The organism is Neobacillus vireti, from assembly GCF_001026695.1.
GTDB classification, from domain to species: Bacteria; Bacillota; Bacilli; order Bacillales; family Cytobacillaceae; genus Neobacillus; species Neobacillus vireti.
Map to the genome: position 1 here is coordinate 166,503 of NZ_LDNB01000013.1, position 17,577 is coordinate 184,079.

The window sequence follows — 17,577 nt, forward strand, 5'->3', positions numbered from 1 at the left end:
CCTTTTCCCCTCCTAATCTTCTATTTCATTCTTTACTTTATCTGAATAGCCGAACATCCATGTCAGAATGAAGGCAACAGCAATCGCAATGACGTTAACTAAAATATATTGTAAGATCTGTCCATTTAGATAAAGCAGGGTTCCCGGAATTACGGTAACGGCCATACCTGTTGCTTTAAGTCCAAGGATAGATGCCATAAATCCACCTACAGCACCACCAATAAGTGCCATAATAAATGGTTTACCATACCGTAGGTTCACCCCAAAAATAGCTGGTTCGGTAATTCCTAAAAATGCTGAGAACGATGATGGCAGTGCTAGTGCTTTTAATTTTACAGATTTTGTTTTAAGTCCCACAGCTAGAGCAGCACCGCCCTGTGCAGCAACCGAACAAGTTATAATTGCGTTGTATGGGTTATTTTTGAATTCAGATAGTAACTGGATTTCTAACATGTTGAAAACATGGTGAACACCTGTTATGACAATAAGCTGATTCAGTCCGCCAATTAATAGTCCGCTTATACCAAATGGCCATGAAAGGACATTTGTAGCCACTGTTAGGATTCCTTGTTCAACTGTATGAAAAATAGGTCCAATAATTAATAGCGAAAGAACAATCATCACAAGAAGAGTAAGAAACGGTGTAATAATTAAATCTAGAGATTCAGGTACACGTTTTCGAATCGCTCTTTCAAGTTTCGCTCCAATAATACCAGCGATAAATGCTGGGATAACAGAACCTTGATAGCCAACAACCGGAATAAAGCCGAAGAAGCGAATGGCCTCAGCACTGCCGCCTGCAACCGCATACGCATTTGGCAAGGCAGGGGAAACGAGCATGAGTCCTAAAATTAACCCAATAATCGGAGTTCCGCCAAACACTCTAAAAGTTGACCAAGCAACAAGTGCAGGCAAGAATATAAAAGCTGTATCTGTCAGCACCTGCGTGAATAATAAGAAGTTTTGTGATACATCGTCCGGCTTCATGCCAAATAAGGCTAAAACTTGATCTTGCATGACCAAACCGCGAAGACCCATAAATAGTCCAGTCGCTACGAGAACAGGGATAATTGGAACGAACACATCCCCAAAGGTTCGAATCGCTCTTTGAAATTTAGTTCCACTTTTAACTGCTTCTGTTTTCTGTTCAGACGCAGACTTCATATCAAGGCCAAGATTGGTTACCTCTTCATAAATTTTATTTACCGTTCCGGTACCAAAGATAATCTGGTATTGCCCCGAATTATAAAAAGCTCCCTTAACTTTGCTAATATTCTCTACTTGCTCCTGGTTGATTTTTTCTTTATCACTGACCATGATTCGGAGTCTAGTAGCACAGTGAGCTACCGATTGAATATTTTCTTTGCCCCCGACAGCTTTAATCACATCTTCTGCAATTTTTTTATTCTCTGTCATTTCATTCACCTCTTGGTTTTTGTAGGGAATCGATTCCATAAATAATAAAATATTAATCTATTTATTAAATAAGAAGGGTTTCTATAACTATTATACAAAATGTTGAAATCGATTCCAATAGAATTTAAAAAAATAAGTTGATAATTCGCACAATTGGAATCGATTCCAATCAATCGAAAAATAAAGTGTAATCGAATGATTACACCATCATTATATACTTGAACCTTCCATAAATCTATACTTGATCATCCTAATTGTTTCTTGGTAATTTTCGCCGTTGATTTGTTCTAACAATAAACTAGCTGCTTCTCGGCCTGCATCTTCCATTGAAAAATCTATCGTCGTCAAGGCAGGGGAAATATATTTTGATAGCTCTGATGCGCCCATTCCTGCTACCGCGATATCATCAGGTATGGATAGCCCCTTCTCTTTAATATACTGTAAGGCTCCGATGGCAAGCCGGTCTGTTACGGCAAGGACCGCATCAGGCTTTATTTTAGAATCTTCCATAATCGGTTTCATGCATTCATAACCAGAATCTACATTAAATATTCCTTTTTGAATCCAGCTTTCTTCCACAGGTAAATGATGATCTTTCATCGCATCCATGTAACCTATTTTCCGCAAATGCCCAACGGAACGGTCTTTTTCACTAACACCGATAAAGGCAATGTTTTTATACCCATTTTTTATCAAAAGATTAACCATATCCTTAGAAGCCTGATAATCATCAAAAAGGACATTGGCCAACCCTGTGATATATTGACCAACTGTTACAAATGGAATTTTTAATTGATAAATTTCTTCCACTAATGGCCGATTAATATTAGTCGCTGATAGAATAATTCCATCAACATGTCTACTTTTTAACAGGCGTAAATATTCTATCTCCTTTTCAGGATTGAGATTTGTATTGGCAAGTAGGATTTGATATCCCTCTTTTGCAAATATATCGTCCAAACCCTTTACCAATCGACTGGATGTTTCTGTACTAATTTTAGGGAGAATGACACCAATTACCTTTGTCTTTTTAGTCCGTAATGATTTAGCGTTTTCACTAGGTACATATCCTGTCTCTTCAATAACCTTTAATACTCTTCTTCTTGCTTCCTCACTAACAGAACCGGAATTATTTATTACTCTTGAAACAGTCGTCCTTGAAACATTGGCCCTTTCAGCTATTTCTTTAATTGTTAACATAAATAGATCCTCCTGGGCAGCTAATTTTCCAATAACTATTTTACACAATTAAAGAGATAGAAAATAGATGTTTCCATGAATGGTTAGAAATAATTCCTAAAAGATTATCTAAATAAGGATAAACCGACTCTATTTATGATAAGGTTCCCCGCACCTGTTTAAGGGGCAGTTTTTCACCATATCGTCCCCGCTAATTTCATACAAGTCGCCGATTAATACTTTGGTCCATTCCCCCCCATTCCTCCTTGGATATTATTCGGGAGTTTCATAAATACTGGCGGGTTTGAATACAATTTAAAAGTGCTACGGACCCAGTTAAATCCCTTCCTTATATATTTTGCCTTTAGACCCAATTGTATTTTTCTTTGATGGAAAGCGAATAGTAACCGTAGTACCTTCACCTTTCGAGCTTTGGATATCTATTGTTCCTTTATATTTTGTTGCAATATTATAGCAAATCATCATACCTAATCCCGTCCCTTTACTTTTTAAAGAGTAAAAAGGAGTACCTAAAGACCCTACTTCTGCTTCTGACATTCCTCGTCCATAATCGATTACTTTAATCTCAACAAAATCATTCTTCATATTAGCAGTTATCTTAACCGAATCACCAATTTCGGAGGCCTCAATTGCGTTTTTAATTATATTTATTAATAATTGTTTAAATTCTATGGTGTTTGCTACGATAATACACTCTTCTATTACATTTAATTCAATATTATTCTCATGCAAAAGTCCATATGAATGAAGTAAATCTGTTACAGTCTGAAGAACATCCTTTACATCCACAGTTTCCGATTCTAGATCATTATTTGGCTTTGCAACAGATAACAATTGAGAAATCACGTGCTCAGCAGCATTCAATTCACCAATCATCAACGTATAGTGTCTCTTTACATCATCACTAACTGAAGGGTCATTTTCGTTTAGCTGCAAAAATCCTTTAACAACAGTCAAAGGGTTTCTGATTTCATGAGCAACAGCAGCTGCTAGTTGGCCAGATATCTTCAAACGCTCTGTCTGTTTTATTTGTTCGTGATATAATTGCTGTTTTTTAATTCGTCCATCCGATAAATAAAATACAAAATAGATAATCACTTGACTTCCTATAAAGTTTATAACATTTCCTATTAAATCCTGTTTTATAAAGTAGAATAGATTGCCTTGATCAATTAGCATAATATAACCAAAAGTAAATATTATTGATATACTGTTTAATAGTAAAGAAAAGTAAAAGAGCTTTGCATCAAAAAACAAGATAGAGATTATTGGAATCAAACATAAAAAGATAAAGTTGGACCCAGTCTCTGGATATAAAAAGAAAAGCGTATAAAAGTAAACGGACGCTACTATTATTATGATTATTCTAAACACATGGGTTACATATCTAGGATAAAGTAATAAACAGACAGATAGGATGACAACAAGTGCAACATGTAAGATAAAACCGTCCCCATGCTCACCAATAAGTGGATTACCAATAAATAACCCCATCATCATAATGGTTATTAGAATTAACATTGTAATATAGTATACTTTTTTATTTATTTGAGTATAAAATTCCTTCATATATACCCCTTTTTTGATAGTTAATTAGAAATTTCTTATTTCGCTTTAATAATATGGTTCAAATTTCCTATGTATATATTATCATACTATTTTAGAATACAATTACATCTTAATTTGAAAATGGAGAAATAGGTGAACTAGGTTGGATAAAGTAAATCTTTAGGTGTAAGATATGGGAGGGGGATTAGCCTTATGGAAGTAAGCAAATCCCTAACGTTTCCTAAAATAATATTTCCTCTGAAAAAATGCATCATCGTGTAGTCCGGAATCTTGTTCATTTTATCCGCTCCTAATGTTATTGGACCCATTTTAACAAGTAATCTGCCTCCATTTCCTCTTCATTATTGCTCTTATAAGGTCTGCCTTTGAGATGAAAAAAGAGAAGCTATATGCTTCTCTTCTATAGTCATTTTTACTATTTCTACTTTAAATAAATTTATGCCACTACCTAATTCCTCGAATGCTGTTAGTCTAATGGATATTAATATTAGTTATCTAATGGTAGAAAAACCTCATTTACTTATGATAAGGTTCCCCCCGATTAATCCGATATGCCCGGTAAATCTGTTCCACCAATATCAGCCTCATCAGCTGATGGGGGAAGGTCATCCGTGAAAACGACAGCTGCTCATTTGACCGCTTCAACACTTCATCACTCAAACCCAAAGAACCGCCGATGACAAAGGCAATTTTGCTTTTTCCGTAAGTCGCAAGTTTATCCAATGAATCCGCCAACTCTTCTGATGATGCCAACTTCCCTTGGATGGCTAAGGCAATCACATATGTATCCTGGCTGATTTTGGCTAAAATTCTTTCGCCTTCTTTTTGCTTTACCTGCAGCATTTCCAGCTCGCTTAATTCTTCAGGTGCCTTTTCATCGGCAACCTCAATAACCTCTACCTTGGCATACGCCGATAATCGCTTTAAATACTCATCAATGCCAAGACGCAAATATTTTTCTTTTAATTTTCCAACAGTAATAATTGAGATATTCACAATCCACAGCCCTTTTCAACTTGATTACAAACAGTTTACAAACAAGTTGTCCACAGGAGTTATCCACATGTCCACATTTTTTATCCACATCTTGTATGGAATCACTTGTTCGCCACCATATATACAGCTCTATTTTGACAATATTCACAGCTTGTTGATAAGTTATCCCCAGTTATTTTCGTCATTACCGGAAACGTTTGATATTCATCCACAATTGCATCCAATCCAATCTCCACATGTTCCTCACAGCAATAAATCATTCTTTTAACCACCTTTCTGAAAAAGATATACCTTTATCCTATTGTTAACTTTACAACCCTTTGTCATTCGACAACATCGAGTACCTCAACCATGATACCACAACAAAAACAGGAGTGTGCATGAATCACCTCCTGTTTTTGCGGGCCACTTATTGTAATTTCTCTGCGGATAAACGCAAGGTTGTATCTTGTAACTTTCCATCCCGATAATATTTAACCTTCATTTGCTCGCCTATTTTCTTTTCCTGATACAAGTGCTTACGAAGATCAATAACATCATTTATCTTTTGTCCGTCCATCTCGACGATCACGTCCAGCTCTTTTAATCCTGCTTGAGATGCCGGAGAATTCGGGATTACTTGACGGAGGGCCACACCGTAATTTACATCTCGGGGCAGCTTTAATGCCTCTTGCTGATAATAGGCCGGAATTTCAGAAACTGATTTTAAATCGACACCCATATATGGCCGTTTAACAGAACCATAGTGTTCAAGATCATTAATAATCGGCTTCGCCGAATTAATCGGAATCGATAGGCCGATCCCTTCAACAGCATTCTGGGCAATCTTCATCGAATTAATCCCGATGACTTGCCCTGCCATATTAATTAGCGCACCGCCGCTATTGCCTGGGTTAATCGCGGCATCTGTTTGCAATACCTCTGACTGCCAATCAATAATGCCATCTTGATTTATATCAACCGGTATCGTCCGCTTTAATCCGGAGATAATCCCCTGTGTTACCGAACCAGAAAATGTTGCTCCAAGTGGATTTCCAATCGCAATCACCGGTTCACCCATCTTTAAAATGTCGGAATTACCGAATTCAGCAACCTTCTTAACTTTGTCAGCATCAATTTGTAGAACGGCTAAATCTGTCCAGATATCACTGCCTAGGAGTTTGGCAGGAATTTTCGTTCCATCCGACAAAGTGACTTCGAGCTTGGTTGCCCCCTCAACGACATGATGATTCGTTACGACGAAGGCTTGATTGCCTTCCTTTTTATAAATAACACCCGAACCTGTTCCGGCTTCCTGCTCAGAGCCGTTTCCATTATCGGACCAAAAGCTTGTAGCCTGAATGTTATTGATGCCAACAACTGCTTCACCTGTTTTATCAACAGCTTTTGTCGTATTAGTGGTTACATCATAAGATACTTGCTTAATGACATTTTGCTGGTTATTATTATTCGTATCCGTTGGTAAGTTTTGCGCGGATTCCAGCTCATAAGGGAGGATCCCCTGTTTTGACAAGGTTGGAATGGCCAGGATAACGACAATGGCACCAATTATTGCCCCGACAAAGCTAGCAAGAAAGAAACCGCTCTTTTTTCCCTTTTGTTCTTGATAACGCCCCTGTGAATGATCATCATAATAACCCAATCTACACCATTCCTCTCTACCCGAAAAGGTTGCTATCTACTATTTTGGCTTATAATAACAATTATACTCATTCAACTGAAAATTACTAAAAAATTGCTTTTTATTAGCAAAAACTTACGAGTTTATTCATAGTTTTTTCATAATTTATAAAAAAAAGCGCCACAGCATAAGGGAGGGCACTGAAAAAGTCAATTAAATTTAGAATATGTCTCTATACTGTCTGTTGATTTCCACTCCAGGCGGCTACGCGCACCTTAGGGCGTGCCGGTGAGCCTCCTAGGCGCTAGCGCCTGCGGGGTCTCACCTGACCCGTACTCCCGCAGGAGTCTTCGCCGCCTTCCGTTCCAATCAACAAGTTCTTTTACCTAGGCTAAATTTAAGATATTCGGTGCCCTCACATAAGGGCGCGTGATTTTCTTATAATTTATACCGCTGTTAAAATCGTTGGTGTTTTTGGGTCTGTGTCGTAAAGCCCAAATTGTTCGCCGACTATTAAGCCCTGGCTCTCGAGGGTTTGAGTCACTGCCATCTTCGCTAAATCCTTCATATTATTATCTAAACTAAGATGGGCAAGATAGACCCTTTTGGTTCGATCTCCAACCACATCGCTCATTGCAATCGCAGCATCCTCATTGGAAACATGGCCGACATCACTGAGAATCCTTCGTTTGATGTTCCAAGGATATCTCCCCATCCGCAGCATTTGCACATCATGATTGGATTCAAAAATATAAACATCGGCATTAGAGATAGTTCCCTTCATTCGGTCGCTTACATAGCCTGTATCGGTAATCAGCACTAGCTTTTTCCCAGATTGATGGAAGACGTAAAACATCGGTTCTGCCGCATCATGGGAAACCCCGAATGATTCAATATCAACAGAACCAAAGCTCTTTACCGTTTCCATATTGAAAACAAACTTTTGCTCAGTCGGAATGACCCCGACCGAACTTTCCATCGCCCGCCACGTTTTTTCATTCGCAAACACTGGCAAATGATATTTACGAGCCAGAATCCCAATCCCTTTAATATGATCACTATGCTCATGCGTGACAAAAATCCCCGATAGCTTACTAATATCACGATCAATCTGCCCAAAAAGAGCCTCCATCTGCTTGCCGCTAAACCCGGCATCCACGAGGAAGGAATGTTCATCAGATTCTACATAGAGGGCGTTTCCCGTACTCCCGCTTGCAAGAATGCTATAACTTAACGCCATGCTGTTTCACTCCACTTTACTATTTTCGTCACTCTTAAAATCAATAATCTGGCCCTCAAACGCATTCACAAATAAACTTTCCTTATCATTGACGACAAAGTGCCAGGTTGGTGCTAATACTTGAGATGCTGCCAGTTGAATCAGGGTCGAATAGCCAAGCTCCACCTTGGTAATTTTACTCTTCGGCTTCAACATTCCCTTTTGATGCAGGGTTTCAATTGCCTTTAACGGAAGCAGAATATCCTCTTTTGCCGTTAGTTTTTCGAACCCCTCCAGATAGGATTGTTGATACGAAACGATTTGATTATCTGCATTATAAGTGAAAGTAATCATTCCATTTATATTTTGATACAACGTGAAATTATCATATTGCTGAAAGAAGGTGATGGTATTCTTTTTGTCATCCTTTTCCCAAAACTGATAATGCTCACCGTAAAGGACATTTTCCTTTAAAAAGCCAGAGAGTTCAGCCGGTTCAAACTTTGAACCTAACTGCAATGGCTTCTCAAGTGTTACTTGAAGCGACAAACCTTGGTCCATAATAGTGGCAGACTGACCTTTTAATTTTGCAAAATCACCTTTAATAAAGACCTTTGGTTTTGCACTTAAATATTGATCCTTTATCGGTGCCTTTGGTAAGTCGTTATATTGAATCTCATCCGCCTTCAGTTTTTCTTCAAACGAAGCCTCATTTGCGACTTCGTATTTATTGGCATCACGGATTTTCATGAATTGAAATAAGAGGTAAACATCCAAGATCAGAAATGTTATGATAAAAATTGTTTTAGTTTTATTCCAATCCATGCTGCAATCCTCCCAGGTCGTCCATCGTAATCTGTCCCCATGCTTTATCATAGCGATAGAACCAGGTTGGCTCTAAGAGAATAAGCCTATTCTGATCTGAATCCCTTTCCATCCGATAGCCTAAAACCATTTCTTCAAGAAGCTCTGGTTTAAAGTTCTTTTGCTTTTGTAAAAATTCCAATGCGGCGTGTCCTGATGGCCGCGATACTTTCTGCATTTCCGTCGTTACTGGCAGTTCCAACGAAATATTAGGGCGCACATATTTATTAATGGTATCCCTGCCCCAAACTTCTTTGATTTCTGAAAGTCCATTATCATTAAAAACGGGATACCCTTCAATACTGTATAAACGAAAGGTAACGGACCGGCTAAATTCACTTTTTGAAACAAAACGATACGAATCTGTCCATCCCCCGTGCTCATTGACAAAATCAATGCTTCGTTTGACTAAATCATACGAGTTATCAATAAAATCATCATCTGCCGTTGGATTGACATAAGAAAGCATATTGCTATTATTATTCACCGTCATTTTGCTAGAACCATTTGTGTATTCTTCACCTTGCGTTATCAAACTTTTTTGAACAAAACTAGGATCACTAAAAAGCGCCTCTTTAAATTCCTCAGAAATAAGGTTAACAGGTACATACTTATAGGTCATCATTTCCGTCGTATTTTCAGGCAGGAAAAGCGTATGTTTATCAGATGTTTTATAGGCAAAGAACTCAGGAAACCGGTCAGCATTTTTATAGAAGTCACGGTTAAACGAGCTTAAATTGGCAGGCGTTATATGACTTATATGGACTTGCTGGTTTTCTGTTGAAACAAAGTAAACAATCCCATTCTCCTTTTCCGAGTCCTCAACATTAATAATAATCCGATTAAAGTTAAAGGAGGGCAGCTTCTTTCCTTCCATAGTTAAGACGCTGCGGTATAATTCAATTGGGACTTCTCCTGGAAAAACAATTTCTGCATTTCCGCTGCTGTGCGATAATTCTTCTATATTACCCACTTTGTCGCTAACATTTTTGATGTCGTAAAATGCCCACCCGCTCAATTCCTTGATTACCTTTTCAAGCTCCTCGGTATTATTGGTCCCGTAATGCTGACCTTTTATATGAAACAATATCCGATCAGGACGAACAATCTTTTGAACCTCCTGTTTTTCACTTACGGTGACTTCTCTCACCATATTATTTTCCATGGTGTCGTAATTGGGCTGGTATGTCCAAAGATTCCATGTTAACAGGGCACTGACCATGACTAATATTGTTAATATCCATGATTTAATATTTTCGTATCTCATGACCACTCTTCCTCTTCAGGACGCTCATACGGTAATGAAAAGGAAATCACCGTTCCCTTTCCTTCTTTACTTGTCGCCCAAATAGCTCCGCCGTGGACATTGACCATTTCCTTGGCAATCGCCAGCCCTAGTCCCGTACCGCCCAATTTCCGAGTTCTTGCTTTATCCACACGATAAAAACGGTCAAAAACCTTTCCAATATTCTCTTTTGGAATCCCCATCCCTTGGTCCGAGATGCTAACGATAATCTGGTCTTCTCGTTCTTGGACGGAGAATGTGACCTGGCCGCCTTCCGGTGAATACTTTAACGCATTGGAAATAATGTTGTATAATACCTGAGTCATTTTATCTTCATCAATTTCTACAAAGATGGCATGGTCAGGAAGCTTTCGATTGAAAGTGACATTCTGCTCCTTGGACATTTCAAAGCGGTCAATGATGCGATGATAGAAATTGACAAAGTTTACCCATTCCCTATTTAGCTTGTAATCCGTACTATCCATTTTCGATAGCTGCAGGAGGTCATTGACAAGTCGAATCATCCGTTCCGTTTCTGTCCGCGTCACTTCCAAAAAGTTTGGCGCAATTTCCTCATCTTGCCACGCCCCATCGGCAAGTGCCTCTAAATAACTTCTCATTGTGGTTAACGGCGTTCTTAGTTCGTGCGAAACATTGGCGACAAACTCTCTTCTTTCAGCATCAATCTTTTCCTGTTCTGTGATATCATGCAGCACAGCAATCAAACCGTTAACAAAGCCGGTTTCTTTTTGAATGACAGAAAAATTGGCGCGAAGAATATAGCTTTTTGTATTTGTACTATAGTCTAAGATTAACGAATCCTTCTCCTCTAATAAATCCTCAAAGGAATTGGAATCATCCAAACTCAATAACGACACAATCGGCTGCGAAAGAACTGTTTCACGTGAAACATTCAGCATGTCCGCTGCCGGCTCATTAATTAAAATAACTCGGCCTTTTCGGTCAGTAGCAATAACGCCATCGGTCATATACGATAGCACTGATGACAGTTTTCTTCGTTCCCCTTCGGTCATGGCCTGTGCTTCTTGAAGCTTCTTCGTCAGGTTGTTAAAGGTGACCGCTAGCGTACCGATTTCATCATTGCCATATACTTTAACCTTTCGGGAAAAGTTCCCTTTTGCCATCGCAAATGCCTGCTTCTTCATATCCGCAATTGGTCTTGTGATGGTTTGGGCCAATAATATCCCGAGAATAGCCGTTATTGATAAGGCAATCGCAGTTCCGGTCGCAAAGATTCCATTGATCGTTTTCATTTGTTCAAAGACATTTTCAATTTTTGCAACAAGATCGATTGATCCAATCACTTTTTTACCGGACTTTATTGGGGTAGAGAGGACCCAAATCCGATGTCCTGTTTGTGGGTCAATTTTGATTGCACTTTGGTCCTCCTCTAACACCATCGATTGCTTTATGCGCAGTTCTGTGGTCCTTTGGCCGACCACTCCTTGATTACTTGGTTGAGAACCGAGAATTTTAAGGGACCGGCTTTCAATGACGCGAACTTCAGAAATATCGCCTGCATCAAAGTCTCTAAGGATTTTTTTAATATCGTCTTCAAGTGTGGGGTCTTCTGGCGTTCTTTCCTTTTCCATTTCCTCCCGTACATTATAAGCAAGCAAATTAACCCGCTGCTTTAACGATGTCTGGAAATTTGCTCTTAGTGTTTCTTCCAGCTGGCGGACAAAATAAACACCGATAATTTGCATCGCTACTAAAAGCAGGAGGACATAGATGATGACAAACTTTACATGTATTGAGCGAAAGAAACCAACCTTTTTCATCAAAGAAATTACTCCTGTTCAGGATTCCGCAAGTAATATCCAACCCCGCGGCGAGTGACAATCCACGTTGGATGACTAGGGCTATCCTCAATTTTTTCGCGCAGGCGTCTAACGGTTACATCCACTGTCCTCACATCGCCGTAATAATCGTAACCCCATACCGTTTGTAAGAGGTGCTCTCGTGTCATTACTTGACCGATATGCTTGGCCAAATAGTAGAGCAGTTCAAACTCCCGGTGTGTCAGTTCAATAGTTTCACCGCGTTTTGAGACGACATAGGCATCAGGATGAATCACAAGCGAACCTATTTCAATTTCATTCGTTTCATTCTCAGCATCAGGCTGGGACAGAATCTGTTGGTGCCGGCGTAAATTGGCTTTAACACGGGCAATCAGTTCCCTTGTGCTAAATGGCTTTGTTACATAATCATCAGCACCCAGTTCAAGACCTAAAACTTTGTCAATTTCAGAATCCTTTGCTGTCAGCATAATAATCGGCATTTCATATTTTTTGCGGATTTCCCGGCAGACTTCCATCCCGTCCCTTTGTGGAAGCATAATGTCTAAGAGAATCAGGTCAGGCTGGATCTCTTCTACCAATTGAAGAGCTTCGTTGCCATCATAAGCACAATAGACAACGTAGCCTTCTTTTTTTAAATTAAACTGCAAAATATCTGCAATTGGTTTTTCATCATCTACAACTAGAATCTTCTTCTCCATACAATTTCTCCTTTTTACGTTAAATAATCTATACAATCAATAGCTGTTAAAAGACATACCTATACTATCTTACTTTACCATTTTATCAGCTTTAATTCACCTATAAGTAGCATTTGGCAAGAATGGAATAACATTTTTTCCCTTCTAGATAGTAGTAATTCCAATTACGTTTAAAAGGAAAAGTCTCTAGTTCCAACTAGAGACTTTTGATTCGTAATTATTTTAGATAGGAAAGCGGGTTGACCAAGCTGCCGTTTTTATACACTTCAAAATGCAAATGGACTCCGGTCGAATCGCCTGTTGAACCCATAATCCCAATTTGCGTGCCCTTTGAAACTGTTTGGCCGGCTTTAACATTAAGCGATGACATATGTCCATATAATGTGCGGAAGCCGTTTTGATGGTCGATGATGACTCTATTTCCATAGCCATTGCCCCATCCGGCAGAGACAACGACGCCATTATCAGCAGCCTTTATCGCTCTGTTGCTTGGTCCGGCAATATCAATTCCTTTGTGCAACTTGCCCCAGCGGTAGCCCATTTGGCTGGATACATATCCGCCAACAGTCGGCCAGGCCAAGACCCCCTCACCACGGGAAGGAATTGCCTTTGTTCCTTTGATGACAATATGATTTACCGCCTGCTGCAGGATTTGTTCGCTAGACTTATCCTTCTTAACAGTTACACCATTTTGTTCTGTAATTGCGTAAGTCACCGAGCGGGATCCGTTTTGACCTTTTTGTTTTTCCTTTGTATCGCCCTTCGGCATTGATGAATCCTCAACTACTTCATTTGCAAAAGGAATTTCTTCCTTTTGATTTAATTCTTTTTCAACGATTACTTCAATAAATGGTTTTAGCGCCGTTATATTAATTTCTTGACCAATTTTCAAGAGTGTTTCCTCGGTTATGTTTGGATTTAATGCCAGGATATCAGCCAACTTCAGACCGTGATCCTCGGCAATCGTTTCGAGAACATCTCCCTCTTGGATGGCATATTTCTTTTCTTCTAATGTGCCTTTTTGTAAAAAAGTAACAGCATCCGCAGCCGACATAATTTTGTCTGGGGCTACATTTACAGTTTCAACTGAAACATTTTTCGAAAGATGGACGTCTAATAGACGAGTCTCATTTTCTTGCAATGGCGGCAATGCCGTTTCGTCAGAAGCTTTTCGTGTTTCAAGTTCTGTTAATTGATCCTCAGTGACATATTGCAGCTTGAAATTCTTGATTACTTGTTCGGCTGTTTCTTCATGATCCAAGTAAACAACTGGTGTCCCGTCGATGAGGATTGCAGATGCCTCAGCCTGGATTTGAAAAGAGTTTTGTATATTTTGGACGGCTTCCTGATTATTGGCTTCTGAACGGAAAACCTGCTCAGGGATGTATTCAACCTGAGGGCCAATTTTTAAATTGACTTCCTTGAAGGATTGCTTTGCTGTGTCTACTTTTTCAGTAACGAGTTTATCAATTATGTCTTTATCCGTGACATTCCCAATGTATGTACCATTAAGATAGACATGATATATAGTTGTTAACTTTGGTGATGTGGCAAATGCAACCGGACCGTTACTAAAGGCAATAACGGACGCAGCCATGGTTGTAATAACTGCCGTTTTAAGAAATAAAAACCTCTTTGACTTCGAATCTTTATTCGAGAATAACATTTTTTCCTCCTAAACCACGGTAAAACCCTCTTAATCTTGTATGTAGACTAGTAAAGAATTTTCCAGAATTTTAGACCTTCTTTACTTTATCATAATTTTTTTTAAAAAGTTTATTAGTCTCTATAATGTAACAAAACTGTATAATTACTGACATTTTCCTACTTTTTCTGAAATATGTTAGTCATATTTTCATAGTTTTCATTTGAATTTTTTAAAAAAATTAGGGAGGAATTCCTATCATATCAAGGGTTTTACTGGTTCGAGAGTAATAGATTCCCATTTTACAAAATAGGACAAACTATGGTGGATTTGTAAAATATATGGAAGTTTTATTTCGTTTTTGTAACAGTGGCGATTTATATAAGTTTATAAAAAAAAGAAACCTGCGTTAGCAAGCTTCTTCTTGTATGGCTCAGGACGGAATCGAACCGCCGACACAAGGATTTTCAGTCCTTTGCTCTACCGACTGAGCTACTGAGCCAAAATATGGCGTGGCGNATTCTAACCAACTGAACTACCAGACCAAAACCAATGACCCCTACGGGATTCGAACCCGTGTTACCGCCGTGAAAGGGCGGTGTCTTAACCGCTTGACCAAGGGGCCATATTATTAAAAATGGTGAGCCATGAAGGACTCGAACCTTCGACCCTCTGATTAAAAGTCAGATGCTCTACCAACTGAGCTAATGGCTCGTACTATAATTGTTCCCTAAACTTCGACTTCTGCCGGATGCTCAAAATCCCTTGCGGAATTTCTCGCAGATTGCACGCGGAAGCTTATTCATTGAAGTCCGCAATCTGCTCTACCAACTGAGCTAATGGCTCGTACTATAATTGTTTCCTAAACTTCGACTTCTGCCGGATGCTCAAAATCCCTTGCGGAATTTCTCGCAGATTGCACGCGGAAGCTTATTCATTGAAGTCCGCAATCTGCTCTACCAACTGAGCTAATGGCTCGTACTATAATTGTTTCCTAAACTTCGACTTCTGCCGGATGCTCAAAATCCCTTGCGGAATTTCTCGCAGATTGCACGCGGAAGCTTATTCATTGAAGTCCGCAATCTGCTCTACCAACTGAGCTAATGGCTCGTACTATAATTGTTTCCTAAACTTCGACTTCTGCCGGATGCTCAAAATCCCTTGCGGAATTTCTCGCAGATTGCACGCGGAAGCTTATTCATTGAAGTCCGCAATCTGCTCTACCAACTGAGCTAATGGCTCGTACTATAATTGTTTCCTAAACTTCGACTTCTGCCGGATGCTCAAAATCCCTTGCGGAATTTCTCGCAGATTGCACGCGGAAGCTTATTCATTGAAGTCCGCAATCTGCTCTACCAACTGAGCTAATGGCTCGTACTATAAGTGCTGTAATTTGTCGTATTGTGACGACGCTTTTTATAATAGCATGGATAATAGATTTAAGGCAATACTTTTTTTAAAATATTTTTTAAAATATAGTTTCTATCTAAACTTCCGCTTAATTTAATCCAATTTTGCCAATTAAACATGCGCTTTTCGTTGATATTCTGTTCGAATGGTGGGGTAAAACGGGAAAACTGCAGAAAAAAATATTTTTAGGGCAAAAAGTTCTGTCAGAATCACTTATTTAGGGACGCAATCTAGTTTATTTGCGAATAAGTCCATTTTATTTGCGAATTACCTGGCTTTATTTGCGAATCCAGACCTTTTATTTGCGAATTACTTAGTTTTATTTGCGAATCGTCAAATCACACAATTTCCATCCCTCGCAAACCTTTCATATTCAAAGAGGAAAGCCCGCCAAGATGCGGGCCTCTCATTCTTGATTTAAATCTGTCTCCAAGGGCTGCGGACGACGTTTGTTTGGTTTCGATCTGGGCCGACAGAGAATGTGGTCAGCGGAACTCCTGTAAGCTGGGTGACACGCTCAATATAATGGCGGGCATTGGCAGGCAGTTCATCTAATGATTTAACGCCTGTAATATCCTCATTCCAGCCTGGAAGCTCCTCATATACAGGTTCACACTCCGCTAATACCTTTAAGCTCGCTGGATACTCTGTAATGAGTTCACCTTTATAGCGATAGGCCGTACATATTTTCAAAGTTTCGATACCGGTTAAGACGTCAATCGAATTAAGGGAAAGATCGGTTAACCCGCTGACACGGCGGGCATGACGGACAACGACGCTATCAAACCAGCCGACACGGCGCGGGCGTCCTGTTGTAGTACCGTATTCGCGTCCAACCTCACGGATGCGGTTTCCTGTTTCATCATTTAATTCAGTAGGAAACGGACCGTCCCCGACACGGGATGTGTATGCCTTACAAACGCCAACGGCATGAGTTATTTTCGATGGACCAACACCTGAACCAATCGTTACTCCGCCGGCAACTGGGTTAGAAGATGTAACAAACGGATACGTGCCTTGGTCAATATCAAGCATAACGCCCTGGGCACCTTCAAAGAGCACCCGCTTACCGTCATCTAGAGCATCATTTAACACCACAGATGTATCGCAGACATATTGCTTAATCTGCTGTCCATACTCAAAATATTCATCTAAGATTTCTTCTTTCTTAAAGCCAGTTGTCTCATAAATCCGTTCAAATAAGCGGTTCTTTTCAGCGAGGTTCCGCTCAAGTTTTTCCTCAAACACATCGCGCTCAAGCAAATCAGCAATCCGGATACCGACACGGGCGGCCTTGTCCATATAGGCAGGTCCGATTCCCTTTTTTGTCGTACCGATCTTATTAGCACCCTTACTTTCTTCTTCCACTTCATCCAATTTTAAATGATACGGAAGGATCACATGGGCACGATTGCTAATCCGAAGATTCTCAGTTGTAACGCCTTTTTCATGTAAATAAGCCAATTCCGTAACCAGTGCTTTTGGATCAACAACCATTCCATTGCCGATTACGCTAATTTTTTCTTTATTAAAAATCCCTGATGGAATTAAGTGTAATTTGTAGGTTTCTCCGTTAAATTTGATGGTGTGGCCTGCGTTGTTTCCACCTTGATAACGCGCAATTACTTCTGCATTTTCAGACAAAAAGTCAGTTATCTTTCCTTTGCCTTCGTCTCCCCACTGCGTACCAACTACCACTACTGATGACATATTAAGGCACCTCCAAAGTTTTTACCACTTTATTTACTCTGATAAGAAAGGAAAATTTCGACTTCGAAAATTGTCCAGCTTCAGCGCTTTTCTTATCACTTCATTAGTTTAGCAATTTTTC

General features: G+C 39.5%; 13 protein-coding genes and 3 tRNA genes. All 16 read right to left on the reverse strand.

Going from position 1 to position 17,577, the window contains the following annotated elements:
- Window positions 1-12: 12 nt before the first annotated feature.
- On the reverse strand, window positions 13-1,416 hold the full coding sequence (locus AA980_RS17155; RefSeq protein WP_024030278.1) for a sucrose-specific PTS transporter subunit IIBC: 1,404 nt from the start codon (window positions 1,414-1,416) through the stop codon (window positions 13-15).
- Between the two features lie 210 nt (window positions 1,417-1,626).
- Window positions 1,627-2,616, reverse strand: a complete 990-nt coding sequence (locus AA980_RS17160; protein ID WP_024030279.1) for a LacI family DNA-binding transcriptional regulator — start codon at window positions 2,614-2,616, stop codon at window positions 1,627-1,629.
- Between the two features lie 315 nt (window positions 2,617-2,931).
- Window positions 2,932-4,185 carry a sensor histidine kinase gene (locus tag AA980_RS17165; protein ID WP_024030280.1) on the reverse strand — a complete coding sequence of 418 codons (1,254 nt, stop codon included), beginning with the start codon at window positions 4,183-4,185 and terminating at the stop codon, window positions 2,932-2,934.
- A gap of 516 nt (window positions 4,186-4,701) precedes the next feature.
- Window positions 4,702-5,181 carry a 23S rRNA (pseudouridine(1915)-N(3))-methyltransferase RlmH gene (gene rlmH, locus AA980_RS17170; RefSeq protein ID WP_024030281.1) on the reverse strand — a complete coding sequence of 160 codons (480 nt, stop codon included), beginning with the start codon at window positions 5,179-5,181 and terminating at the stop codon, window positions 4,702-4,704.
- A 101-nt stretch (window positions 5,182-5,282) separates the two neighbouring features.
- Window positions 5,283-5,441: a CxxH/CxxC protein gene (locus tag AA980_RS26500; protein WP_024030282.1), complete on the reverse strand. Its 159-nt coding sequence runs from the start codon at window positions 5,439-5,441 to the stop codon at window positions 5,283-5,285.
- 149 nt (window positions 5,442-5,590) lie between these two features.
- On the reverse strand, window positions 5,591-6,823 hold the full coding sequence (locus AA980_RS17175; RefSeq protein WP_024030283.1) for a S1C family serine protease: 1,233 nt from the start codon (window positions 6,821-6,823) through the stop codon (window positions 5,591-5,593).
- A gap of 424 nt (window positions 6,824-7,247) precedes the next feature.
- Window positions 7,248-8,042 carry an MBL fold metallo-hydrolase gene (locus AA980_RS17180; RefSeq protein ID WP_024030284.1) on the reverse strand — a complete coding sequence of 265 codons (795 nt, stop codon included), beginning with the start codon at window positions 8,040-8,042 and terminating at the stop codon, window positions 7,248-7,250.
- A gap of 6 nt (window positions 8,043-8,048) precedes the next feature.
- Window positions 8,049-8,846, reverse strand: a complete 798-nt coding sequence (locus AA980_RS17185; RefSeq protein WP_024030285.1) for a two-component system regulatory protein YycI — start codon at window positions 8,844-8,846, stop codon at window positions 8,049-8,051.
- A complete protein-coding gene (locus AA980_RS17190) occupies window positions 8,833-10,152 on the reverse strand; it encodes a YycH family regulatory protein (protein ID WP_024030286.1) in 1,320 nt (439 codons plus the stop codon). Before AA980_RS17190 ends, AA980_RS17185 begins: the two co-directional genes overlap by 14 nt.
- Window positions 10,149-11,972 carry a cell wall metabolism sensor histidine kinase WalK gene (walK, locus tag AA980_RS17195; protein WP_024030287.1) on the reverse strand — a complete coding sequence of 608 codons (1,824 nt, stop codon included), beginning with the start codon at window positions 11,970-11,972 and terminating at the stop codon, window positions 10,149-10,151. Before walK ends, AA980_RS17190 begins: the two co-directional genes overlap by 4 nt.
- An 8-nt stretch (window positions 11,973-11,980) precedes the next feature.
- On the reverse strand, window positions 11,981-12,691 hold the full coding sequence (gene yycF / locus AA980_RS17200; protein WP_024030288.1) for a response regulator YycF: 711 nt from the start codon (window positions 12,689-12,691) through the stop codon (window positions 11,981-11,983).
- Between the two features lie 217 nt (window positions 12,692-12,908).
- Window positions 12,909-14,357: a peptidoglycan DD-metalloendopeptidase family protein gene (locus AA980_RS17205; RefSeq protein WP_024030289.1), complete on the reverse strand. Its 1,449-nt coding sequence runs from the start codon at window positions 14,355-14,357 to the stop codon at window positions 12,909-12,911.
- Window positions 14,358-14,765: 408 nt separating this feature from the next.
- A tRNA-Phe gene (locus AA980_RS17210) sits at window positions 14,766-14,838 on the reverse strand.
- 51 nt (window positions 14,839-14,889) lie between these two features.
- A tRNA-Glu gene (locus AA980_RS17215) sits at window positions 14,890-14,961 on the reverse strand.
- Between the two features lie 13 nt (window positions 14,962-14,974).
- A tRNA-Lys gene (locus AA980_RS17220) sits at window positions 14,975-15,050 on the reverse strand.
- A gap of 1,113 nt (window positions 15,051-16,163) precedes the next feature.
- Window positions 16,164-17,456 carry an adenylosuccinate synthase gene (locus AA980_RS17225; RefSeq protein WP_024030987.1) on the reverse strand — a complete coding sequence of 431 codons (1,293 nt, stop codon included), beginning with the start codon at window positions 17,454-17,456 and terminating at the stop codon, window positions 16,164-16,166.
- Window positions 17,457-17,577 lie beyond the last annotated feature (121 nt).